Here is a 19715-nt window from a genome sequence, read left to right as displayed (position 1 = left end):
CGAATGTGACTGCGGGAGGGATTCGAGCCGATTCTTTGTGACCGGCGTCTCACCTGGTTCCCACTGTGTACCGACAAACAGCCCGTGCACAGGCTTCGGCAGCTCAACCGCCCGGACGCCGCCCGTGAACCGCCCGTTCGGGCAGGTGATCGCCGCCCCGGACCGCCAGGACGGTTGGATCAGACCGCCGTGGTTCCCGCTGATCGGGAACGTGTTGCTCGGCGACTACGATCCCCAGTAGCTTTTCATCACTGCTAACATTGAACTAGAACACGTTCTAGATGTTGCACTTCACTGACCTGCGCTTTACCCAGCTTCACGAGAGGACTAGCTTCGCGATGACGACAGTCGAGGTACCGCACAGCTCGCGATCGGCGGTACTCACCGTGTCCGGAGTCATCGAAGAGACTTCCGACGCCCGGTCGCTGGTGTTCGAGATTCCCGCAGAACTGAAGGACAAGTTCGACTACAAGCCCGGTCAATTCCTGACCCTGCGCATCCCGAGCGATCAGACCGGCTCGGTCGCACGCTGCTACTCCCTGGCCAGTTCGCCTTTCACCGACGACGCCCCCAAGGTGACCGTCAAGCGAACCGTCGACGGTTACGGCTCCAACTGGTTGTGCGACAAGCTCCAGGTCGGCGACACCATCGAAGTGCTGCCGCCGTCAGGTGTCTTCACGCCCAAGTCGCTCGATCACGACTTCCTGCTCTTCGGTGCGGGGAGCGGAATCACTCCGGTGATCTCGATCCTCAAGTCCGCCCTCACGCAGGGCAACGGCAACGTCGTGCTGATCTACGCGAATCGCGACGAGAAGTCCGTCATCTTCGGCGCCGAACTTCGCGAGTTGGCAGCGCAACACCCCGGCCGCCTCACGGTGGTCCACTGGATCGAAACCGTGCAGGGACTCCCCGCCGTCTCGCAGTTGGCGACACTGGCCAAGCCTTTTGTCGCGTACGAGGCCTTCATGTGCGGTCCAGGCCCCTTCATGGACGCCGTCCACAAGGCACTGGCAGAGGCCGGCATGCCCCGCACGCAGGTTCACGCCGAGGTCTTCAATTCACTCGCCGGCGACCCGTTCCGTGACGTCGAGGTAGCCGAGGTCTCCGACGAAGAAGCAGCCGACGCCGCAACCGTCGAGGTCGAGCTGGACGGTGAAACCCACACCCTCGTCTGGCCGCGCAAGCAGACGCTCGTCGACATCATGCTCGCCAAGGGCCTCGATGTTCCGTACTCCTGCCAGGAAGGTGAGTGCGGGTCGTGTGCCTGCACCGTCACCGAAGGCGAAGTTCAGATGGACAACTCCGAAATCCTCGACGCCGAGGACGTGGCGAACGGCTACATCCTCGGTTGCCAGGCGAAGCCGATCACCGATCACCTGAAGATCGAGTTCTGAACCCTGCTTCGATGCATGACGGCCCCTGATTCCCTGCGGAATCGGGGGCTTTGTCATCATCCGAGCCATCTTCGGTCTCCCGCCCCGACACCCACGCAGGCGCCGTCGTGGGCAACCGCCACAGTGCGAAGATCAGTGCCAGGGTCACGATCAGGAAACCCTCCCGCAGGACCAACCCCACCGGCAGCAGGAAAGGCGACGTCTCGATGAACTGCTGGCCCATACTCGGCCCGCAGTAGACGATTGCCAAGCCCAGAGCGGCCGAACCGAACTGCAACGGCGATCGAAGCCGAAAGAGAACCGTGACGGCAGCAGGCACGAGATACACCCAGTGGTGAATCCAGCTGATCGGCGAAAGAATCGGCGCGCTCAATCCGATCACCAACGCCGCATCGACCGCGCGCCCGACGCGATAGACGTCTCGGGCGATCCAGAGCGCGACCGCCGCACACAGCACTGTCAACGGCATCGTGAGAGACGCTGTCCATGTGCCCAGTGCCGCAAGTCCGCCCTGCAGCGAACTGTTGCCGGCGCTCGCGATCGCCTGCCCACTCAAATCCACCCGGTCACTGAGATTCCAGACCACGTCCGACCAGAAGGTCCAGCTGACGGCAGGGTCCACCACTGCCGCGACGGCAGTCGCCGCGGCAAATCCGATCGAACTCCAGATCGCGAGTCGCCACTGCTTCGTGACGACGAAGTAGACGACGAACAGCGCCGGCGTCAGCTTGATCGCGGCCGCGATACCTATCAGAAGTCCTCGCGGAAACCACCGGCCGAACCTCGAATGCTCACTACGGGTCACGTCGAGCAGTACGAGCACCATGAGCACCAGGTTCACCTGGCCGAAAGAGATGTGTGCACTGACGATGGGCGTCACCGACACGGCCAGGACCAATGCCGCCATGACGAGCGGCCTCTTCGGGACGCGAGCGGGAGTGAACCTCGCAACCGTCCACACCACCGCCGCGATGCACAAGCCCGACCACAGCAGATAAGCCGTCCACCAGTCGAAGAGAACAGTCGGCCAGAGAAAGATCGCCGCGAACGGGGTGTAGGTGAACGGCATGCCCTCGTCGACGATCAACGGGCCGACAAGATTGCCCTCGTAGATGTTCGATCCCGCTGCGAATGCCTGGGCGGCGTAGCGGTAGACGAGAAAATCTACGGGTTCGACGGCTCGAACGGAGTACACCAGATAACACAGAGCTGCGACGCCGGCAGCGATCAGTGAACCGATCGTCACAATTCGAGACGCCTCGACACGGGTGGCGGGCATACCGAGAATCGTCCCACAACCTACCGAGCGGTACTTCGCTAGCGGGCCGCTCGGAAGTGCGCTCGCTCGTCTGCGGTCAGGTGTTCGCACGCGTAGCTCAGCGCTGTGCGTCCCATGTCTGCTGCATTCTCTGCGAGGAAGTCGGTCAACAAATCCCGATCCACCCGTTTGCCGACCTCGCGGAGCATCCAACCCATGGCTTTCTGTGTCAGGTCCCGTCGATCGCCCAGCACCTGCGCGGCGAGTTCGAGCGTGGTCGACGCGTCGCCACGAGTGATGAACCCGTACGTCGTCAGCAGCGCCACCCTTCGTCGCCACAGGTCACCCGAATCGGAAAGCTCGAAGATCAGCCGACGATCTCGGTCGTACAACCAGCCGCCGAGGATCTGTCCGGCGGACGAATCCACGAGATCCCAATTGTTCACCCGCCCGTCCTCGACAGCGCCGAGATAGAAGTCGGCGATGCGGGCGCGACTCTCGCCGTCGAAAAATTTTGGGCGACTGACCTTTTCGAATTGAGCAACCAGGATCAGCAGCCCGGCCAACCGGTGCTCGTGGACGTCGCTGTCGAGAAGGAGGCGTACCTGAGGCAACGCGAGGTCGACATGTTTCTTCACCACCGAGCGCGTCTTCGGCACTCGCACTCCGATGAACACGTCACCCTCGCCGTACTCCCCCGGCCCCGTCTTGAAGAACCGCTGTAGGTGGACGGCATCCGCGGGATCCGCGAGATCGGCCAACTGCTCGATCACGTCCTGGGCACTCGATTGCGTCACTCCAGAACCTTCTCACGGGTTGCGGTGCGAACTCTTCGATTCTCTCAGCGTCCTCACACCGTGCGCCCTGCTCGGCCACAGGTCGGCAGACGACACTCGAGGACAGTCAGTGAAAGGACCACCCATGATCACCGCCGCTATCGCATTCACCACTCTCACCCTCATGGCACTCTCGGGACATATCGCGGCAAGTGCTCCGCGCGGCCTCGTGGCAATCCGGACGAATGGTCACAAATCTTGATATTCAAGCCTCCGCACCGCTTCTAACTGCAACGCGAATGCAATTGGCGGAGAGTTGATCTCGACTTGCCGCGGGCGTGTACTACAGGTGGACACACTCTCGTCTTTGGAGGTCTCGTCATGAAGTCGTGGAATCGAATGCAAGATGCCGTCGCGGTGGTTCTCGGCGTCTTTGCGGCTCTCTCGCCGATGTGGCTCGACACCACCGATCGGGCAATGTGGTCACTCGTCGTCCTGGGTGTCCTGGTTGCACTGTCGGGTCTGGCACACATGGCTCGTCCGGACATGGCCATGGCGGATTACGCGATGGGCGTTTTCGGCGTCTTGATGTTCATTTCACCCTGGGTCATGAACTTCGACGCGCTACGCGGTGCGTCGTGGACGGCCTGGGTGGTCGGGGTCCTGACCGTTGTGGTCGCGGTGAGTGCGATGCCGGTGATGAGTGCGCGGATGCATCACGGGGGTCACGGCGGCGTTGCCGCCCATTGACAGGGCGGCGTAGCTGCCCATTGACAGGGCGGCTGGATCAGGCTTTGATCGCGCCCAACAACCGCCCGGCGTCGAAGGCTTCGGCGCTGGGCGGTAGTGCGCCCGGACGACCGCTCACAAACACCTCGACGGTTCCCGATCCTTCGCCCACGGCACCGAGCCCGTCGATCCGCCGCAGAGTCTGTCGTGCAACGGCTTCGGCGCTGTCGAAGAGTGTGACGCCGGCGGGTAGCCGCGCTGCGATTTCTTCGGCGAGCAGTGGGTAGTGGGTGCACCCGAGGACAACGCCGCTGACGTCGTCCGGTGTCCGGGCAACCGCGGAATCGATGGCAGCAAGTGCGGCTGCGCGATCACCGAGATCTATCGAATCGGCGAGGCCGTGGCACGGCACTCCGACGACCTTTGCGCCGTTTCCGAACTGTTCGATCAGATCAGCTTGGTACCGGCTGGCGGTCGTGGCGGCTGTCGCCCAGATCGCCACGGAATCGCACGCGGCGGCGGCGGGCTTGATCGCGGGCACCGTTCCGATGACCGGCACACCCGGTCCGACCAGTTCGCGGACGTGCGGCAGCGCGGTGACGCTGGCGGTATTGCACGGAAGAACGATGACCTGTGCCCCACGATCGAGGCTCCGCCGCACAGCACCGAGTACCCGGTCGACGACCCACGGCTCGGGCTTGGGGCCCCAGGGGGCGCCGTCCGGATCCAGGGACAGCACCAGATCGAGATCCGGGCGCAGGCGTCTGAGCCACGCAGAGGTAGGCAGCAGGCCCAGTCCCGAGTCGATGAGTGCAACGATCACCGCACAAATCTATCGTCTCGGAACCGGTCCTGCCGCATCCGTTCAGGCCGGTGTGGACTCCAACACGTCCGAGATGGGCGTGCCGGCCGCGATCTTTGCACGCATCTTCATCACCGCTCCCGCACTGCCTCCGCCTACGACAGCCGCCAACACGCCGTCGCGCTCGTAGTAGGCGACGAACTTGCGGCCGTCGTCCTTGACGATGTGAACGGTGTCCGTGGGTGCGACGGTGCCCAATGCCTGGATCTTGACGTCGTACTGATCGCTCCAGAAGTACGGAACCTGCGCCGGAGCATCCGGATCACCCGTTCCGGTGATCGCTCCCGCCAGGATCTTGGCCTGGTCGCCCGCATTGGTCCAGTGTTCGACGCGCTTGCGTCGATCACCGATCTGCCAGGACGCGACGTCGCCGACCGCCCAGACGTGTTCGGTACTGGTGCGGCCGACGCCGTCGCAGAGCACTCCGTTGTCTAGTTCGATTCCCGAACCGTCGAGCCACCCCGTTACCGGCGCCGAACCGACTCCGATCGCGACCACGTCGACCGGGATCTCCGAACCGTCGCTCAAGGTCGCAGCGGCAACCGCTCCGTCGCCGGACAACGAGGTCAAGCCGGTACCGACGCGGACGTCGATTCCCTCGTTCCGATGCAGACGCTCGACGAGGGCGCCGACAGTGGGGCCGAGTACCGACGCCAGCGGCGTCGGCTGAGGTTCGAGCAAGACGACGTCGACGCCGTGAGACTTCATGCTCGCGGCCAGTTCACAGCCGATGAAGCCGGCCCCGACGATCAGCGCACGCTTGCCGGGGGCCAGATCGGCGCGAAGAGCCAACGCTTCCTCGATGGAGCGAAGAACGTGTACCCCCGAGAGGTCCGGAAGGCCGGCGATGCGACGCGGCGTCAGGCCAGTCGCAATCACCAACTCGTCGTAGTCCAGGGTGGATCCGTCGGCGAACGCCACCGACTTCGCCGCAGTGTTCACGGACGTCGCCGGCGAACCGAGCTTGAGGTCGACCTTGTTCTCGACGTAGAACTCGGCCGGACGCAAGGTCGTCTCGTCCTTGTCACCGCGGATCACTTCCTTCGACAACGGAGGCCTGTCGTAGGGCAGATGCGTTTCCCCACCGGCGAGCGTCAATTCGCCCTCGAAACCCGCTCGCCGTAGTTCCTCGACGGTCCGCAGTCCCGACAAACCCGCACCCACGATCACTATCCGTGCCACCACGTACCACCCTGTCCGACCCACGTCACTTGCAGCGCTCACTATGAACGCCGTCACTATTTGCCTCCGACTCTGCCATACCAAATGCCGGAGTAGGTGTGGTGCATCCCGCATGGCCACCTACCAGTCACTACAGTTGGAGGTACTTCAGACGCACGCACTGACACATGAGCAGGGAGCCCCCATGACCAGCGATTCCAGTGAAAAGAACAGCGTCCGATTCGGCGCCGACGGTGGCGCGGAACTAGTCAGCACCCAGGGCAAGACGATCATCGCCGACGCCGTGGTCGCCAAGATCGCCGGTATAGCAACACGCGAGATCAACGGCGTGTACGACGTCGGCGGGGGCACAGCGCGTGCGGTAGGGGCACTTCGCGACCGCATTCCGGGCGCCCGCGTCAACCATGCCCAGGGCGTGGCGGTGGAAGTGGGCGAGAAACAAGCCGCCATCGACATCGGCATTGTCGCCGAATACGGCGTCGCACTCCACGAACTGGCGGTGGGTATCCGTCGAAACGTCATTGCCGCAGTCGAAAGCATGACCGGCCTCGAAGTCACCGAGGTCAACATCACGGTCTTCGACGTCATGCTCTTCGAGGATGCCGAGAGCGGCGGCAGTACCGATCCGGAAGCCAAGCCGAGGGTTCAGTGAGTACCGCCGACGCCGGCCGCGAGATCGACGCGGCCGAGGTTGTCGCCGACGCAGTTCTTGCGATCCCGGAAGTGGCAGATCTACACGGCGGACAGTTCGGCGAGGTGGGAACCTACCTACCGGGACGTCGAATCACCGGCGTTGTCGTCGACGAAAACTCTTGTGCTGTACACATTTCCGTTCACTACCCGGCCGACGTTCGCAGCGTCGCCGAACGTGTCCGAGCGGTGGTGGCGAGATTGGTCGACGTACCGGTGAACGTGACGGTCGGAGACCTGTCGACAGCGGGATACCTACCGGATGTTTCCGAAAGTGCAGTCACCGAGCCTGCCACCGTCACCGACATTGCACCGAACATTCGAGAAGGGAACTGACATGAACAGCACCACCGTCGGACTGCTGGTCGGTCTGCTCCTCGCGCTCGCCGGAATCATGGGTGGGTTCAGCGGATTCGTCTTCGCAGTCCTGCTCGGCGCCGCCGGTATGGCGATCGGAGCACACCGCGACGGGCATCTCGATCTCGGCGCGATCCTCCGAAGCCGTGGCCGTGGCTGAGCCGTCCGATCCCAGCGCAGCGGACGATCCTGGCCTACGCGGCTCGTTGGTCATCAAGGACCGTGCGATGGCCAAGATCGCCACGGCCGCAGCGGTGAACGTTCCGGGAGTGGTCCGTCAGTCAGGCGGTTTGACCCGCCTGACCGGGCGCGACCTTCCGCGAGCCGACATCTCGATGGGCAGTGACGCCGTGGCCATCAATCTGTTCCTCGCTGTGTCGTGGCCGTGTTCGGTCACCGAACTGACGGGCCGCGTGCGGGCAGAAGTCGGACGCAGTGTCGAGTCGCTGACCGGCCTGCCCCTCCACGACATGAACGTCATGATCGCGGCAACCGAGGGCACCGACGAGTCATGTGTTTCCGGCGTCGAAATCGCCGAAGGCCCGGCGCAGGAGGCACTCTCGGATCCGATTCCACCCCGAGTTCCCTCCGCGAACCCGGCGGCCGCGGTTTCGGCCGTCGTCATCGCGTGCGGTCTACTCGCACTCGCCTTCGTGGTCTCACGCGAATGGTTCATCAATCGCGGAACTTTCGAATCGGCACCCTGGATCCGAAACTCCGTGGAGTGGACGTCGCGGCTGCACTGGCAACCTTGGCTGCTTCCGGTAGCGATCGCTGCCGTTGTCGCGGGTGTGGTCCTGATAATGTCGGCGATCAAACGGCGTGCGAAAACCCATGTCCCACTGGGTAACCCGAAAGCATCGACGGTATGGATGCGACCGACGGACATTGCACGCCTGTGCAGTAGCCACGCAGCGGTCGTTCCCGGCGTCGATTCGGCCCACACGAGCGTCGACCGCAGACACGTCAAAGTCCACATCGAATCGACCGGTGGCGATCGGGCCGAACTTGCCGCGGCCGTGGACGCGGCAGTACGACCACATCTCGCGATACTGCAGCAGCCACTGCAACTTTCGGTTGTCGTGCGAGAAGCTGCCGTACGACGAAAGGACGCCTCGTGAACCGTTGGATTTCCGCGGTCGATCGGACCATCGTCCTGATTTTCGGAATCGCGCTCCTGGCGGCAGGCGCCTACGCCATCGCGTGGGACGCGGGTGCCTCACTGATTCGAACCTGGGTGTCACGACTCGATCGGGAGGTCCTCTTCGGCCTTCCGGAGGAGCCTTGGTGGCACTGGGTGCTGTCCGGCACCTTCGTACTCTGCGTCTTCACCGGTTTCGGGCTGTTGTACCTTAACCTTCGCCGGCGCCGAACGAGCGCAGTCACGTTGCGGCACAACGAATCCGGTACCGACGTCAGTGTGGATCTGGGACCAGTCGCCGACGGCGTGGCCTCCGAACTCGCACAACTGCCGGGCGTGCGAAGCACCAGAAGCAAAGCGACGGTCGATCGCGGACTGCCGACGCTGTCGGTCGTCGTCACGGCGGACCCGGCAATCGACGTCGTCGGCTTCACTACTCAGGCCGAAGGCATCGCCCGTGCGACCAGGCGAAGCCTCGACGGCTCACCCGTCGCGGTACAGGTCCTGTTACATCTCGACCGGGTCGAAGCAACGAAGTAGGCAAGAACCTCACCCGCCACCAGACCGCCTGACCACAGACACAGAAAAGGCGCTCACTCCCCGAAGGGAATGAGCGCCTTTTTCAGTGCTGTGAATCAGCTAGCGAGACAAGAGTCTCACTTGATGATCTTGGCAACCTTGCCGGCGCCGACCGTACGGCCGCCTTCGCGAATTGCGAAGCGCAGGCCCTCGTCCATGGCGACAGGCTGGATGAGCTTGACGGACATCTCGGTGTTGTCACCGGGCATGACCATCTCGGTGCCCTCAGGCAGCGTCACGACGCCCGTAACGTCCGTGGTACGGAAGTAGAACTGCGGGCGGTAGTTGTTGAAGAACGGGGTGTGGCGGCCGCCCTCGTCCTTCGACAGGATGTATGCCTGGCCCTCGAACTCCGTGTGGGGAGTCGTGGTGCCCGGCTTGACGACAACCTGTCCACGCTCGACATCTTCGCGCTTGATGCCACGAACGAGCAGTCCGACGTTGTCGCCGGCCTGGCCCGAGTCGAGCAGCTTGCGGAACATCTCGATACCCGTGACCGTGGTCTTGGTCGAGGTTTCCTTGATGCCGACGATCTCGACCTCTTCGTTGACGTTGACAACGCCACGCTCGATACGACCGGTGACAACGGTGCCACGGCCGGTGATCGTGAAGACATCCTCGACGGGCATGAGGAAGGGCTTCTCGGTCTCACGAATCGGGTCCGGGATGGACTCGTCGACAGCAGCCATCAGGTCGAGAATGGACTGCGTCCACTTCGGGTCACCCTCGAGTGCCTTGAGTGCCGAGATCGGAATGACGGGGGCTTCCTCGTCGAATTCCTGAGCGGCCAGCAGTTCGCGGACCTCCATCTCGACGAGCTCGAGGATCTCGTCGTCGTCAACCATGTCGGCCTTGTTCAGGGCGACGAGGATGTAAGGAACGCCAACCTGGCGAGCGAGCAGGACATGCTCGCGCGTCTGGGGCATCGGGCCGTCGGTAGCTGCGACGACGAGGATAGCGCCGTCCATCTGAGCTGCGCCGGTGATCATGTTCTTGATGTAGTCGGCGTGACCCGGTGCATCGACGTGCGCGTAGTGGCGCTTTTCCGTCTGGTACTCAACATGCGAGATGTTGATCGTGATGCCACGAGCCTTTTCCTCGGGAGCCTTGTCGATCTGATCGAAGGCCGAAGCCTCGTTCAGGTCGGGGAATGCATCCGCGAGAACCTTGGTGATGGCCGCCGTCGTCGTGGTCTTGCCGTGGTCGACGTGACCAATGGTGCCGATGTTCACGTGCGGCTTCGTCCGCTCGAACTTCGCCTTCGCCACTTTGTGTCCTCCTGGACTGTTGTTGCTTGCCGTATGCAGCAGTGCGGTTGGTTGTTACTTGGTCGTGCTTCGTGCCGGAAGAAACCGAGGTCGCTTGCCGGCGCGGGCTGGGGAGCTCGCTGTGCTTACTCGCCCGTCGCCTTGGCGATGATTTCCTTCGAGACGTTCGCGGGAACCTCTGCGTAGGAATCGAACACCATGGAGAAGTTCGCTCGGCCCTGGGTCTTCGACCGCAGGTCACCGATGTAACCGAACATCTCCGAGAGCGGAACCAGCGCCTTCACGACACGGGCACCACTGCGTTCCTCCATGGCCTGGATCTGGCCACGGCGGGAGTTGAGGTCGCCGATCACGTCGCCCATGTACTCCTCGGGCGTTGTGACCTCGACAGCCATGAGCGGCTCGAGAATGACGGGGCCGGCCTTGCGGGCGGCTTCCTTCAGTGCCTGCGAACCGGCAACCTTGAACGCCATTTCCGAGGAGTCGACGTCGTGGTAAGCACCATCGAGCAGCGACAGCTTCAGGTTCACGAGCGGGTAGCCGGCGAGAACACCGTACTGCATCGCGTCCTGCGCACCGGCATCCACGGAGGGGATGTACTCGCGCGGGATACGTCCGCCGGAGACCTTGTTCTCGAACTCGTAGGTAGCACCGTCTTCGCCCACGAAAGGCTCCAGAGCGATGATGACCTTTGCGAACTGGCCCGAGCCACCCGTCTGCTTCTTGTGGGTGTAGTCGTGCTTCTCGACCTTCTTGGTGATGGTCTCGCGGTACGCAACCTGCGGCTTACCGACGTTCGCCTCGACCTTGAACTCGCGGCGCATGCGGTCGACGAGGATGTCGAGGTGGAGCTCTCCCATACCGCCGATGACGGTCTGGCCGGTCTCTTCGTCGAGTTCGACCGAGAAGGTCGGATCCTCTTCGGCGAGCTTCTGGATCGCGACGCCCAGCTTTTCCTGGTCGGACTTGGTCTTGGGCTCGATGGAGACCTGGATGACCGGCGCGGGGAACGACATCGACTCGAGGACGATGGGGCTCGCCTGATCGCACAAGGTGTCACCGGTGGTGGTGTCCTTGAGGCCGATCATCGCGTAGATGTGGCCGGCTACGGCCTCGTCTACCGGGTTCTCCTTGTTGGCGTGCATCTGGAAGAGCTTTCCGATGCGCTCCTTCTTGCCCTTGGTGGCATTGAGCACCTGAGCACCCGGATCGATACGACCCGAGTAGACGCGCACGAAGGTCAGCTTGCCGAAGAACGGGTGAGCAGCGATCTTGAAGGCGAGAGCCGAGAACGGCTCGTCCTTGCTCGGCTTGCGAGTGATCTCTACTTCTTCGTCACCGAGCTTGTGGCCGATGACCTCACCGATGTCCAACGGGTTCGGAAGGTAGTCGATGACAGCGTCGAGCATGGGCTGAACGCCCTTGTTCTTGAACGCGGAGCCACAGAGAACCGGGTACAGCTCGGAGGCGACCGTCATCTTGCGGATGGCGCCCTTGATCTCCTCGATGGTCAGCTCTTCGCCGCCGAAGTACTTCTCCATGAGAGCTTCGTCGGACTCGGCAACCGTTTCGAGCAGCTTCTCGCGGTACTCGGCAGCCTTCTCGACGAGATCCGCGGGGATCTCCTCGATGGTCGGAGCGGTTCCCGTCGGGACCACGCCGCGCCAGGTGATGGCCTTCATCTCGACCAGGTCGACGACGCCGTCGAAGTCGTCCTCAGCGCCGATGGGCAGCTGGAGAACGAGCGGCTTCGCGCCCAAGCGGTCGATGATGGTCTGGACTGTGAAGTAGAAGTCCGCGCCCATCTTGTCCATCTTGTTGACGAAGCAGATGCGCGGAACGTCGTACTTGGCAGCCTGACGCCAAACCTGCTCGGACTGCGGCTCGACACCCTCTTTACCGTCGAAGACAGCAACTGCGCCGTCGAGCACGCGCAGCGACCGCTCCACCTCGACCGTGAAGTCGACGTGGCCGGGGGTGTCGATGATGTTGATCTGGTTGTTGTTCCAGAAGCAAGTCACGGCGGCAGACGTGATCGTGATGCCGCGTTCCTTCTCCTGCTCCATCCAGTCCGTCGTCGACGCACCGTCGTGCGTCTCACCGATCTTGTAATTGACACCGGTGTAGAACAGGATGCGCTCGGTGGTGGTGGTCTTGCCGGCATCGATGTGCGCCATGATGCCGATGTTGCGGACCTTGTTCAGGTCAGTCAGCACTTCCTGTGCCACAGGTTTCTTCCCCGCTCGTTGCTTGGTTTTCGGGTGTCGGCCTTATCGGTGTGTTCCACCGTCAGGGCCATGGTCTTTCAATTATGTCTCTGCCGAGGCGAACCTGGCCACCTGCGTCCGGAATCCGGCGAGATGAACAAGTCGCCAACGGCGACAAGCGTCGGAGCCCCACCCGATGGCAGTTGCTCCGACGCTTTACATCACCAGCGGTAGTGGGCGAATGCCTTGTTGGCTTCGGCCATCTTGTGAGTGTCTTCGCGACGCTTCACAGCTGCACCGAGGCCATTGCTGGCATCGAGGAGCTCGTTGGCGAGACGCTCGACCATGGTCTTCTCACGACGTGCACGCGAGAAGGTGACCAGCCAGCGCAGTGCCAGCGTGGTGGAACGACCGGGGCGAACCTCGACCGGCACCTGGTAGGTAGCGCCACCGACGCGGCGGCTACGAACCTCGAGTGCAGGCTTGACGTTGTCCAGGGCGCGCTTGAGAGTGACGACCGGATCGGTGCCGGTCTTCTCGCGTGCCTGCTCGAGAGCCTGGTACACGATTCGCTCTGCGGTGGACTTCTTGCCGTCCAGCAGGATCTTGTTGACGAGCTGCGTCACCAACGGGGAACCGTAAACCGGGTCGTTGATGAGCGGGCGCTTCGGAGCGGGGCCCTTACGTGGCATTAGCTCTTCTCCTTCTTGGCGCCGTAGCGGCTGCGTGCCTGCTTGCGACCCTTGACACCCTGGGTGTCGAGGGAGCCGCGGATGATCTTGTAGCGGACACCCGGGAGGTCCTTCACACGACCGCCACGGACGAGCACCATGGAGTGCTCCTGAAGGTTGTGACCTTCGCCGGGGATGTACGCAGTGACCTCGACCGAAGTCGTCAGGCGAACACGTGCGACCTTACGGAGCGCGGAGTTCGGCTTCTTGGGGGTGGTGGTGTACACGCGAGTGCACACGCCACGACGCTGCGGGCTGCCCTTGAGGGCTGCCGTCTTGACCTTGGCGGTCTTGTCGCGGCGACCCTTGCGGACCAGCTGGTTGATGGTTGGCATTTACCGGCTTTCTTGTGACGAACAGACTGCTCGAGCGAACTCGGGCCGTTCGAAAACGTGGCTGTTCTGAAATTAGGGATCTAGCAGTTGGAGCAAGAGAGCTGCTGCTCCTCACCCACCTCAGAGTGTGTACTCAGCACTTTCATGCCGTGCACCGCCCCCGAGGTCGGGCGTGTCGCATACCCCCACACAGGCAGCCGGATGCTCGTTCATCAGCAGATTCTGATCGAACGCGCGCACGGCAATACCTAGCTAGGCACACAGATCGGCCCGGGCATGCCGGACACGACCCATAACGATACCTGTCGGCGCGCCACGAGGTCAAAGCGAGGCCACGGTGATAGTGACCTCACGCCCTGACCACCCACTCTGAGCGCCACTCTGAGCGCGCAGTGCGACCACCCGATCGGACCGGTCGCGATCAGATGCTGCGGTTCAACGTCAAAGCGCCGAGCTTTGCCGCCGCATCGCACGGATCCGCGCCGCCTTGTGGCTCGGTGACCCACCACCCGAACACTCCCCCGGCCGGTGCGCTCGCGCTCACCCCGCAACTCTGCGGATCAGCCGGCTGGCGGACCTGATACCCGCCACTGCCGTTGATGTCGATTTTCACCACCGCGTATCCCAGATGTTCGAAAGCAGCGCGCTCGTGATCGAGTGTGCCCGTCTCGAACCAGTTGAAGGTGATCTTGATCGGACCCGCGGCGCCGATGCCGTCCCAACGGCAGATAGCGCCGAAGAACCCACGCCCGACGGCGTCGGCACCAACGGCGCCGGCGATCTGCTCGTCGGTGACGGCTTCGCATTCTTGGAGGACGTTCGCGAATTCCTGGCTGTCACTACCGCCGTAGCTGCCCTCCGCGCGGGGAGTCCCGGTAACCACCGAGCCGCAGCCTGTCAGCAGAACCAGCGACCCGGCCACGGCGAGTCCGATCCTTACGCGCTTCACTGTGCCCTCGAAACTGTTTTTTCCATCAGATCCCGTGCCACCGTGCACGGATCCGCGGTCGGTGGCAGCAAACCGTAGGTGATCGACCAGTGCACGAAGTCTCCGCCGAACGCGATACCCAACTCGCACAACGAACCTGCCGTGGACGCGATGAAGCCCTTGTGTCCACCGATCGTGATGTCGTCGGCGGGGCGTCCGAGCAGGTCGGACCCGGCCCGTTCGCGGCCGATCGGGCTTCCGCGGTACCAAGAGAAACTGACGCTCGGACCGTTCGAGCCGGCGACTTCCCACTGGCAACCGACGCCGTTGCGCGTCGTCGTCGCGAAAGCGCCGAGATTGAAGGCGCTGACAACTTCTTCGTCGGTCACCGAGCCGCATTCGGCGAACATCGGTCCGGGATCCGTAGGTGCGAGTGCCTGCGAACCCGCTCCGTCGCCCGGCTGATCGACGGACCCGTCGTCGGAGCTGCATCCGACCACAGCCGAGAGCACGGCGGCCGAGACCAATACCGAAGTCCCGATCGAGGTGAGAGTGCGTGCGGCCATGGAGCCGACTGTACTTCGCGGTGGCCCCCGACACACGCCACGTGCGCGTCGCGCGCATCGGAGCGCCCACGCCGCTGCCGATTCAGGGAGTTGCGACCGGTACCCGAACCAGCGTGGAATCCAATTGCGCGGCCCACTGTTTGACCACCTCGGTGCGTCGGCGCGAGTCGTCGGTCAAGACGTCTGCAAGCCCCAGCCCACGGGCCAGGTCCAGGGTCGCCTGTACCAAGCGGTGCGTCACCGGATCGGAGTCGTCGACACCCAGACTCTCGACGGCCATCCGGTGCGCGATGCGCCCGAACCGTTCCTCGAGGGGCAACACGCGAGCCCGCAGGTCGGGGTCGGAGGCGGCGGCCGTCCACACCTGCAGTGCTGCTTTGAACAACGTTCCGGTGTAGTACTCGACCAACCGCGAAATAATCGCCTCTGTTCGTCCGGCACCCACCGGAAGGTCGGTGGATTCCTTTCGTGCCTGGTCCATCCTGGCGTCGAACATCACCTCGAGCGCCGCGGTGATGAGGTCCTCACGCGTCGGGAAGTGATGCTGCATCGCACCTCTTGACACCCCGGCGCGCTGCGCGACGACGCTCATCGTCGTTGCGCTCCATCCGAGTTCGGCGAGACACTCCACAGTCACTTCGAGCAGGTGGGAGCGCGTGACTCGACTTCGGTCCTGCTTGGGCTCTCGAGTCATCGCGCCGCCATCCCTTCTACTGCTGTGTTCCAGCGCTTCTGTGTCCCAGCTGCGCAGTTTCTACTGCGCCCAGGCCGCTGGACGCTTCTGCAAGAAAGACATCATGCCCTCACGAGCCTCGTCGGACGAAAACAGCCGAGCCGATTGCGCGATCATCTCCTCGCCGTCCCGGTCGAATCCAGCCAGGACCGAACGCGTCGTGATCCACTTCGATTCGGCAAGCCCTTGCGGTGAACATTGGCGCAGGGTGCCGAGCAACTCGGTGATCGACTCCCCCGTGTCCTGCGACGCGGCGGTGACGAGTCCGATGGATTCGGCCTCGTGCTGGCCGAACTTCTCTCCGGTGAGTAGATAGCGACTCGCAGATCGCTGGTCGAGCCTCGGTAGGACGGTGAGCGAAATGATGGACGCTGCCAAACCCAACCGTGATTCCGTCACCGCGAAGGTGCTCGCCGGTCCGGCGACGACGATGTCGCACGCCCCGACAAGACCCATGCCCCCGGCCCGGACGTGACCGTCGATCCGCCCGATCACCGGCTTGGGAAGCTCGAGAATGCTGCGCAAGAGCGTCAACATTCCCCGTCCTCGCTCCTTGACGGCCTCCTCCGGAGTTGCCGACGACCCGGAGGCCTCACTGAGATCGGCTCCCGCGCAGAATGTTCCACCGGTGTGAGTGAGCACCACGGCTCGAACTTCCGGATCGGCCGCCGCCGACGTCAGCCCAGCCTGCAACTCCGTGACCAACCGCGTCGAAATCGCGTTCCGGTTGTGTGGTGAGTCGAGAGTGATCGTGGCCGCACCGCCCGATACTTCGTACCGTACGTATGGCTTGTCCTCGTCCGTCATGCTTCGCCCTTTCTCGTGAGACCGTCTAGTAGGACCGAGGCAGGCCGAGAGAGTGTTGCGAGACGAAGTTGAGGATCATCTCGCGGCTCACCGGGGCAACGCGGGCGATACGTGCCGCGCCGAGCATGGCAGCCAACCCGTATTCCTTCGTCAGGCCTGCGCCGCCGTGCGTCTGGATCGCCTGATCGAGTGCCTTGATGCTGGCTTCGGCGGCCGCGTACTTCGCCATGTTCGCGGCTTCGGCAGCACCGAAATCGTCGCCACTGTCGTAGAGCACCGCAGCCTTCTGCATCATCAGCTTGGCGAGCTCGAGTTCGATCTTCACCTGGGCGAGTGGATGCGAAATACCTTGGTGCGCACCGATCGGCGTCTTCCAGACGGTGCGCTCGTTCGCGAACTTCACCGCAGCGTTCAGGGCGTAACGGCCCATTCCGATGGCCATCGACGCACCCAGGATGCGCTCGGGGTTCAGGCCGGCGAACAACTGCATCAGAGCGGCATCGGCTTCGCCGACCAGAGCGTCGGCCGGCAGACGCACATCGTCGAGAAAGAGGATGAACTGGTGGTCCGGTTCGATGATGTCCATCTCCATCTGCGTCTTCACGAATCCGGGAGAATCCGTGGGGACGATGAACAGAGCGGGCTTGAGCTTGCCGGTCTTGGAGTCCTCGGTGCGCGCAACGATGAGAACCGCATCAGCCTGATCGACACCCGAGATGTAAATCTTGTTCCCGCTCAGGATCCAGTCTTCTCCGTCACGCCGAGCAGTCGTCGTGATCTGATGCGAGTTGGAACCGGCGTCCGCCTCGGTGATTCCGAACGCCATGATCTTGGATCCATCGGCGAGGCTGGGTAGCCATTGCTGCTTCTGCTCCGCCGTGCCGTACTTGCCGATGATGGTGCCGCAGATGGCCGGCGAGACGACAACCAGGAGCAGACCGGCACCCTGTGCCGCCAATTCCTCCTGCACCAGCGCGAGTTCGTAGATCCCCGCACCGCCGCCGCCGTATTCCTCCGGCAGGTTGACGCCGAGGAATCCGAGTTTGCCCGCCTCGTTCCACAATTCGGTGAGCGGCTCACCCTTTCGTGCCTTGGGCAGCACGTAGTCGACGTAGTTGAAGCGCTCACCCAGTTTGGAAACGGATGCCCGCAGTTCCTTCTGCTCTTCGGTTTCGATGAAACTCATCATGCTTCCTCTTCTGTAGCGGGTTCTTCCACACGTGCGAGTACCGATCCGACCTCGACCTGCTGGCCGACGGCAACCGGAAGTTCCACCAGGACACCGGCAGTCGGCGCGGTGACGGTGTGTTCCATCTTCATGGCCTCGAGCCACAGAATCGGCTGGCCGGCAGTGACGGTGTCACCGAGTGCGGCGCCGAGGCGGATGACCGAGCCCGGCATCGGAGCGAGCAACGAACCGGCGGCGACCTCCGCCGACGGATCCACGAAGCGCGGTGCTGCCGACAACGCGACGGGCCCGAGCGAGGAGTCGACGAAAATCTCACTCCCGTAGACCGCCACGTCGAACGAACGCCGTACTCCGCTTTCCTCGAGCACTACCCGGGACGCAGTAGCCGACACCAGACTCACGTCGTCGAAGCCTTCTGCACTCAGCACGCCGCTTCGGCTCAGGAAGTAGCGGACGTCGTAGTCGCCCGACGCAGTGGAATAACTCTTGCTCTGCGGCTGCGACGGCAGATTGCGCCACCCGCTGGGCAAGCGGCCGATGACGCGGGCCGACGCCCGGTTGTGCGCGGCATCGGCAAGTGCAGCCGCCAGCGCCGACAGTCTTTCGGCGTCAGCGTCGGCCAGAGGCGTTGACAGTTTCTCGAGGTCGTGGGTCTCGAAGAACGCCGTGTCGGTGTCTCCCGCAATGAAGGCCGGGTGGCTCAGGACGTTGACGAGCAGGTCCCGGTTGGTGCGCAGGCCGTGAATCCTGGTGCGCGCCAGCGTCGATCCGAGCAGCCGCGCAGCTGCCGTTCTGGTCGGCGCGTACGAGATGACCTTGGCCAACATCGGGTCGTAGTGGACGCCGACCACACTGCCGTCGACGACGCCGGAATCAAGGCGAACACCCTGCTCGCGCAGAACACTGAATTCTGCCACGTCACCGGGCAACTCGATGTGGTGAACGGTTCCGCTCTGCGGCTGCCAGTTCTTGGCGGGATCCTCGGCGTACAGACGCACCTCGATCGAATGTCCGCGGATCTCGGGCTGCTCGTCCGGCAGCGTGTCACCCGACGCCACCTGCAATTGCAGCTCCACCAGGTCGAGCCCCGTGGTGCACTCGGTGACCGGGTGCTCCACCTGCAAACGAGTGTTCATCTCGAGGAAGAAGAAGTCGCCCTTTTCGTCGGCGAGGAACTCGACGGTTCCCGCCCCTTCGTAGCCGATGGCATTGGCGGCGAGCCGCGAGGCGTCGAAAAGCTTGTCGCGCATGGCGGGGATGCGCTGTACGAGCGGAGACGGCGCCTCTTCGACGACCTTCTGATGTCGACGCTGGATCGAGCACTCGCGCTCTCCCACTGCCCACACGCCGCCGTGGCGGTCGGCCATGACCTGAACCTCGATGTGCCGACCGGTTTCGAGGTAGCGCTCGCAGAAGACCGTCGGATCGCCGAAGGCCGACTGCGCCTCACGCCGCGCCGCTTCCAGTTCGCCGTCCAGCGCCGACAATTCACGAACGACACGCATTCCGCGTCCGCCGCCGCCCGCCGACGCCTTGATGAGCACCGGCAGATGCGCTTCGGTCACCGCAGCGGGATCGAGTTCGGACAGCACCGGCACTCCGGCGGCATCCATGATCTTCTTGGACTCGACCTTCGACCCCATGAGCTCGATGGATTCGACGGGTGGGCCGATCCACGTCAGCCCCGCGTCGATGACGCTGCGCGCGAACTCCGCGTTCTCGGACAGGAACCCGTAGCCGGGGTGAATGGCGTCGGCGCCCGAAGCTTTTGCAGCGGCGATGATCAGCTCACCCCGCAGGTAGGTCTCGGCGGGCGTGTTACCCGGCAGCCGAACGGATGCGTCGGCTTCGGCGACGTGCGGGCTGTCGGCATCTGCGTCGGAAAATACCGCGACCGTGCCGATTCCGTTCTTGCGGCAGGTTGCAAAGACACGGCGGGCGATTTCGCCACGATTGGCGACCAGTACAGAAGTGATTGTCACG

Annotated in this window: 21 protein-coding genes; 7 read left to right on the top strand and 14 right to left on the bottom strand. The window is 63.4% G+C overall.

Annotated elements, in window-relative coordinates; translation table 11 throughout:
- The first annotated feature begins 338 nt into the window (after positions 1-338).
- The gene (locus G8767_RS19510) at positions 339-1394 is read left to right on the top strand and encodes a ferredoxin--NADP reductase (protein WP_095970470.1); all 1056 of its coding nucleotides are present in this window, start codon (positions 339-341) and stop codon (positions 1392-1394) included.
- On the opposite strand, the gene G8767_RS19505 is transcribed toward G8767_RS19510, so the two are convergent.
- Together G8767_RS19505 and G8767_RS19500 are read right to left on the bottom strand one after the other, a co-directional pair.
- A complete protein-coding gene (locus G8767_RS19505) occupies positions 1366-2673 on the bottom strand; it encodes a glycosyltransferase 87 family protein (protein ID WP_166811241.1) in 1308 nt (435 codons plus the stop codon). The genes G8767_RS19510 and G8767_RS19505 overlap by 29 nt on opposite strands.
- A 38-nt stretch (positions 2674-2711) precedes the next feature.
- Positions 2712-3449, bottom strand: coding sequence for a DNA alkylation repair protein (locus G8767_RS19500; RefSeq protein WP_166811239.1), 738 nt, complete (start codon positions 3447-3449; stop codon positions 2712-2714).
- A gap of 360 nt (positions 3450-3809) precedes the next feature.
- On the opposite strand from G8767_RS19500, the gene G8767_RS19495 reads away from it, so the two are divergent.
- Positions 3810-4178, top strand: a complete 369-nt coding sequence (locus G8767_RS19495) for an SPW repeat protein (RefSeq protein WP_019744276.1) — start codon at positions 3810-3812, stop codon at positions 4176-4178.
- 37 nt (positions 4179-4215) lie between these two features.
- Here the strand turns inward: G8767_RS19495 and G8767_RS19490 are convergent, their stop codons facing one another.
- Both G8767_RS19490 and G8767_RS19485 read right to left on the bottom strand, forming a co-directional pair.
- Positions 4216-4980, bottom strand: coding sequence for an aspartate/glutamate racemase family protein (locus G8767_RS19490; RefSeq protein ID WP_095970309.1), 765 nt, complete (start codon positions 4978-4980; stop codon positions 4216-4218).
- A gap of 42 nt (positions 4981-5022) precedes the next feature.
- On the bottom strand, positions 5023-6201 hold the full coding sequence (locus G8767_RS19485) for an FAD-dependent oxidoreductase (protein ID WP_346843012.1): 1179 nt from the start codon (positions 6199-6201) through the stop codon (positions 5023-5025).
- Positions 6202-6385: 184 nt separating this feature from the next.
- Here G8767_RS19485 and G8767_RS19480 point away from each other — a divergent pair, with 184 nt between their 5' ends.
- Genes G8767_RS19480 through G8767_RS19460 form a run of 5 tightly spaced genes read left to right on the top strand, consistent with a single transcriptional unit; the run spans position 6386 to position 8929 of the window.
- Complete coding sequence (locus tag G8767_RS19480) at positions 6386-6853, top strand: Asp23/Gls24 family envelope stress response protein (protein ID WP_003941912.1); 468 nt, start codon at positions 6386-6388, stop codon at positions 6851-6853.
- Positions 6850-7227, top strand: coding sequence for a hypothetical protein (locus G8767_RS19475; RefSeq protein ID WP_124568249.1), 378 nt, complete (start codon positions 6850-6852; stop codon positions 7225-7227). Before G8767_RS19480 ends, G8767_RS19475 begins: the two co-directional genes overlap by 4 nt.
- Position 7228: 1 nt before the next feature.
- Positions 7229-7408: a hypothetical protein gene (locus tag G8767_RS19470; RefSeq protein ID WP_003942043.1), complete on the top strand. Its 180-nt coding sequence runs from the start codon at positions 7229-7231 to the stop codon at positions 7406-7408.
- Complete coding sequence (locus G8767_RS19465; protein ID WP_166811237.1) at positions 7395-8369, top strand: DUF6286 domain-containing Asp23/Gls24 family envelope stress response protein; 975 nt, start codon at positions 7395-7397, stop codon at positions 8367-8369. The genes G8767_RS19470 and G8767_RS19465 overlap by 14 nt, the downstream gene beginning before the upstream one ends.
- The gene (locus G8767_RS19460) at positions 8366-8929 is read left to right on the top strand and encodes a hypothetical protein (protein WP_166811235.1); all 564 of its coding nucleotides are present in this window, start codon (positions 8366-8368) and stop codon (positions 8927-8929) included. Before G8767_RS19465 ends, G8767_RS19460 begins: the two co-directional genes overlap by 4 nt.
- Positions 8930-9045: 116 nt before the next feature.
- Here G8767_RS19460 and tuf read toward each other — a convergent pair whose 3' ends face one another.
- From tuf to G8767_RS19410, 10 genes are all read right to left on the bottom strand, one after another.
- Positions 9046-10236 carry an elongation factor Tu gene (gene tuf, locus G8767_RS19455; RefSeq protein ID WP_003941926.1) on the bottom strand — a complete coding sequence of 397 codons (1191 nt, stop codon included), beginning with the start codon at positions 10234-10236 and terminating at the stop codon, positions 9046-9048.
- Positions 10237-10361: 125 nt separating this feature from the next.
- A complete protein-coding gene (fusA, locus tag G8767_RS19450; protein WP_007728394.1) occupies positions 10362-12464 on the bottom strand; it encodes an elongation factor G in 2103 nt (700 codons plus the stop codon).
- 200 nt (positions 12465-12664) lie between these two features.
- Positions 12665-13135 (bottom strand): 30S ribosomal protein S7, encoded by a 471-nt coding sequence (gene rpsG, locus G8767_RS19445; protein WP_003941856.1) that lies wholly within the window; start codon positions 13133-13135, stop codon positions 12665-12667.
- Positions 13135-13509, bottom strand: a complete 375-nt coding sequence (rpsL, locus tag G8767_RS19440) for a 30S ribosomal protein S12 (RefSeq protein ID WP_003941908.1) — start codon at positions 13507-13509, stop codon at positions 13135-13137. The genes rpsG and rpsL overlap by 1 nt, the downstream gene beginning before the upstream one ends.
- A 421-nt stretch (positions 13510-13930) precedes the next feature.
- The gene (locus tag G8767_RS19435) at positions 13931-14431 is read right to left on the bottom strand and encodes a DUF3558 domain-containing protein (protein ID WP_346843011.1); all 501 of its coding nucleotides are present in this window, start codon (positions 14429-14431) and stop codon (positions 13931-13933) included.
- A 23-nt stretch (positions 14432-14454) separates the two neighbouring features.
- The gene (locus tag G8767_RS19430) at positions 14455-15003 is read right to left on the bottom strand and encodes a DUF3558 domain-containing protein (RefSeq protein WP_166811231.1); all 549 of its coding nucleotides are present in this window, start codon (positions 15001-15003) and stop codon (positions 14455-14457) included.
- Between the two features lie 82 nt (positions 15004-15085).
- Entirely contained in the window at positions 15086-15697 is a 612-nt protein-coding gene (locus G8767_RS19425) for a TetR/AcrR family transcriptional regulator (protein ID WP_003942008.1), read from the bottom strand.
- Between the two features lie 60 nt (positions 15698-15757).
- Positions 15758-16543 (bottom strand): enoyl-CoA hydratase family protein, encoded by a 786-nt coding sequence (locus G8767_RS19420; RefSeq protein WP_166811229.1) that lies wholly within the window; start codon positions 16541-16543, stop codon positions 15758-15760.
- A 25-nt stretch (positions 16544-16568) separates the two neighbouring features.
- Positions 16569-17729, bottom strand: coding sequence for an acyl-CoA dehydrogenase family protein (locus G8767_RS19415; RefSeq protein ID WP_033236424.1), 1161 nt, complete (start codon positions 17727-17729; stop codon positions 16569-16571).
- Positions 17729-19714 (bottom strand): biotin carboxylase N-terminal domain-containing protein, encoded by a 1986-nt coding sequence (locus G8767_RS19410; protein WP_166811227.1) that lies wholly within the window; start codon positions 19712-19714, stop codon positions 17729-17731. Before G8767_RS19410 ends, G8767_RS19415 begins: the two co-directional genes overlap by 1 nt.
- Between the last annotated feature and the right edge of the window lies 1 nt (position 19715).

Origin of the sequence: Rhodococcus sp. IC4_135, from assembly GCF_011602025.1 — a bacterium.
In the GTDB taxonomy this organism is placed as follows: domain Bacteria; phylum Actinomycetota; class Actinomycetes; order Mycobacteriales; family Mycobacteriaceae; genus Rhodococcus_F; species Rhodococcus_F baikonurensis.
Note: the sequence above shows the minus strand (reverse complement) of the source record. Positions and strands in the feature narration are given on the sequence as shown.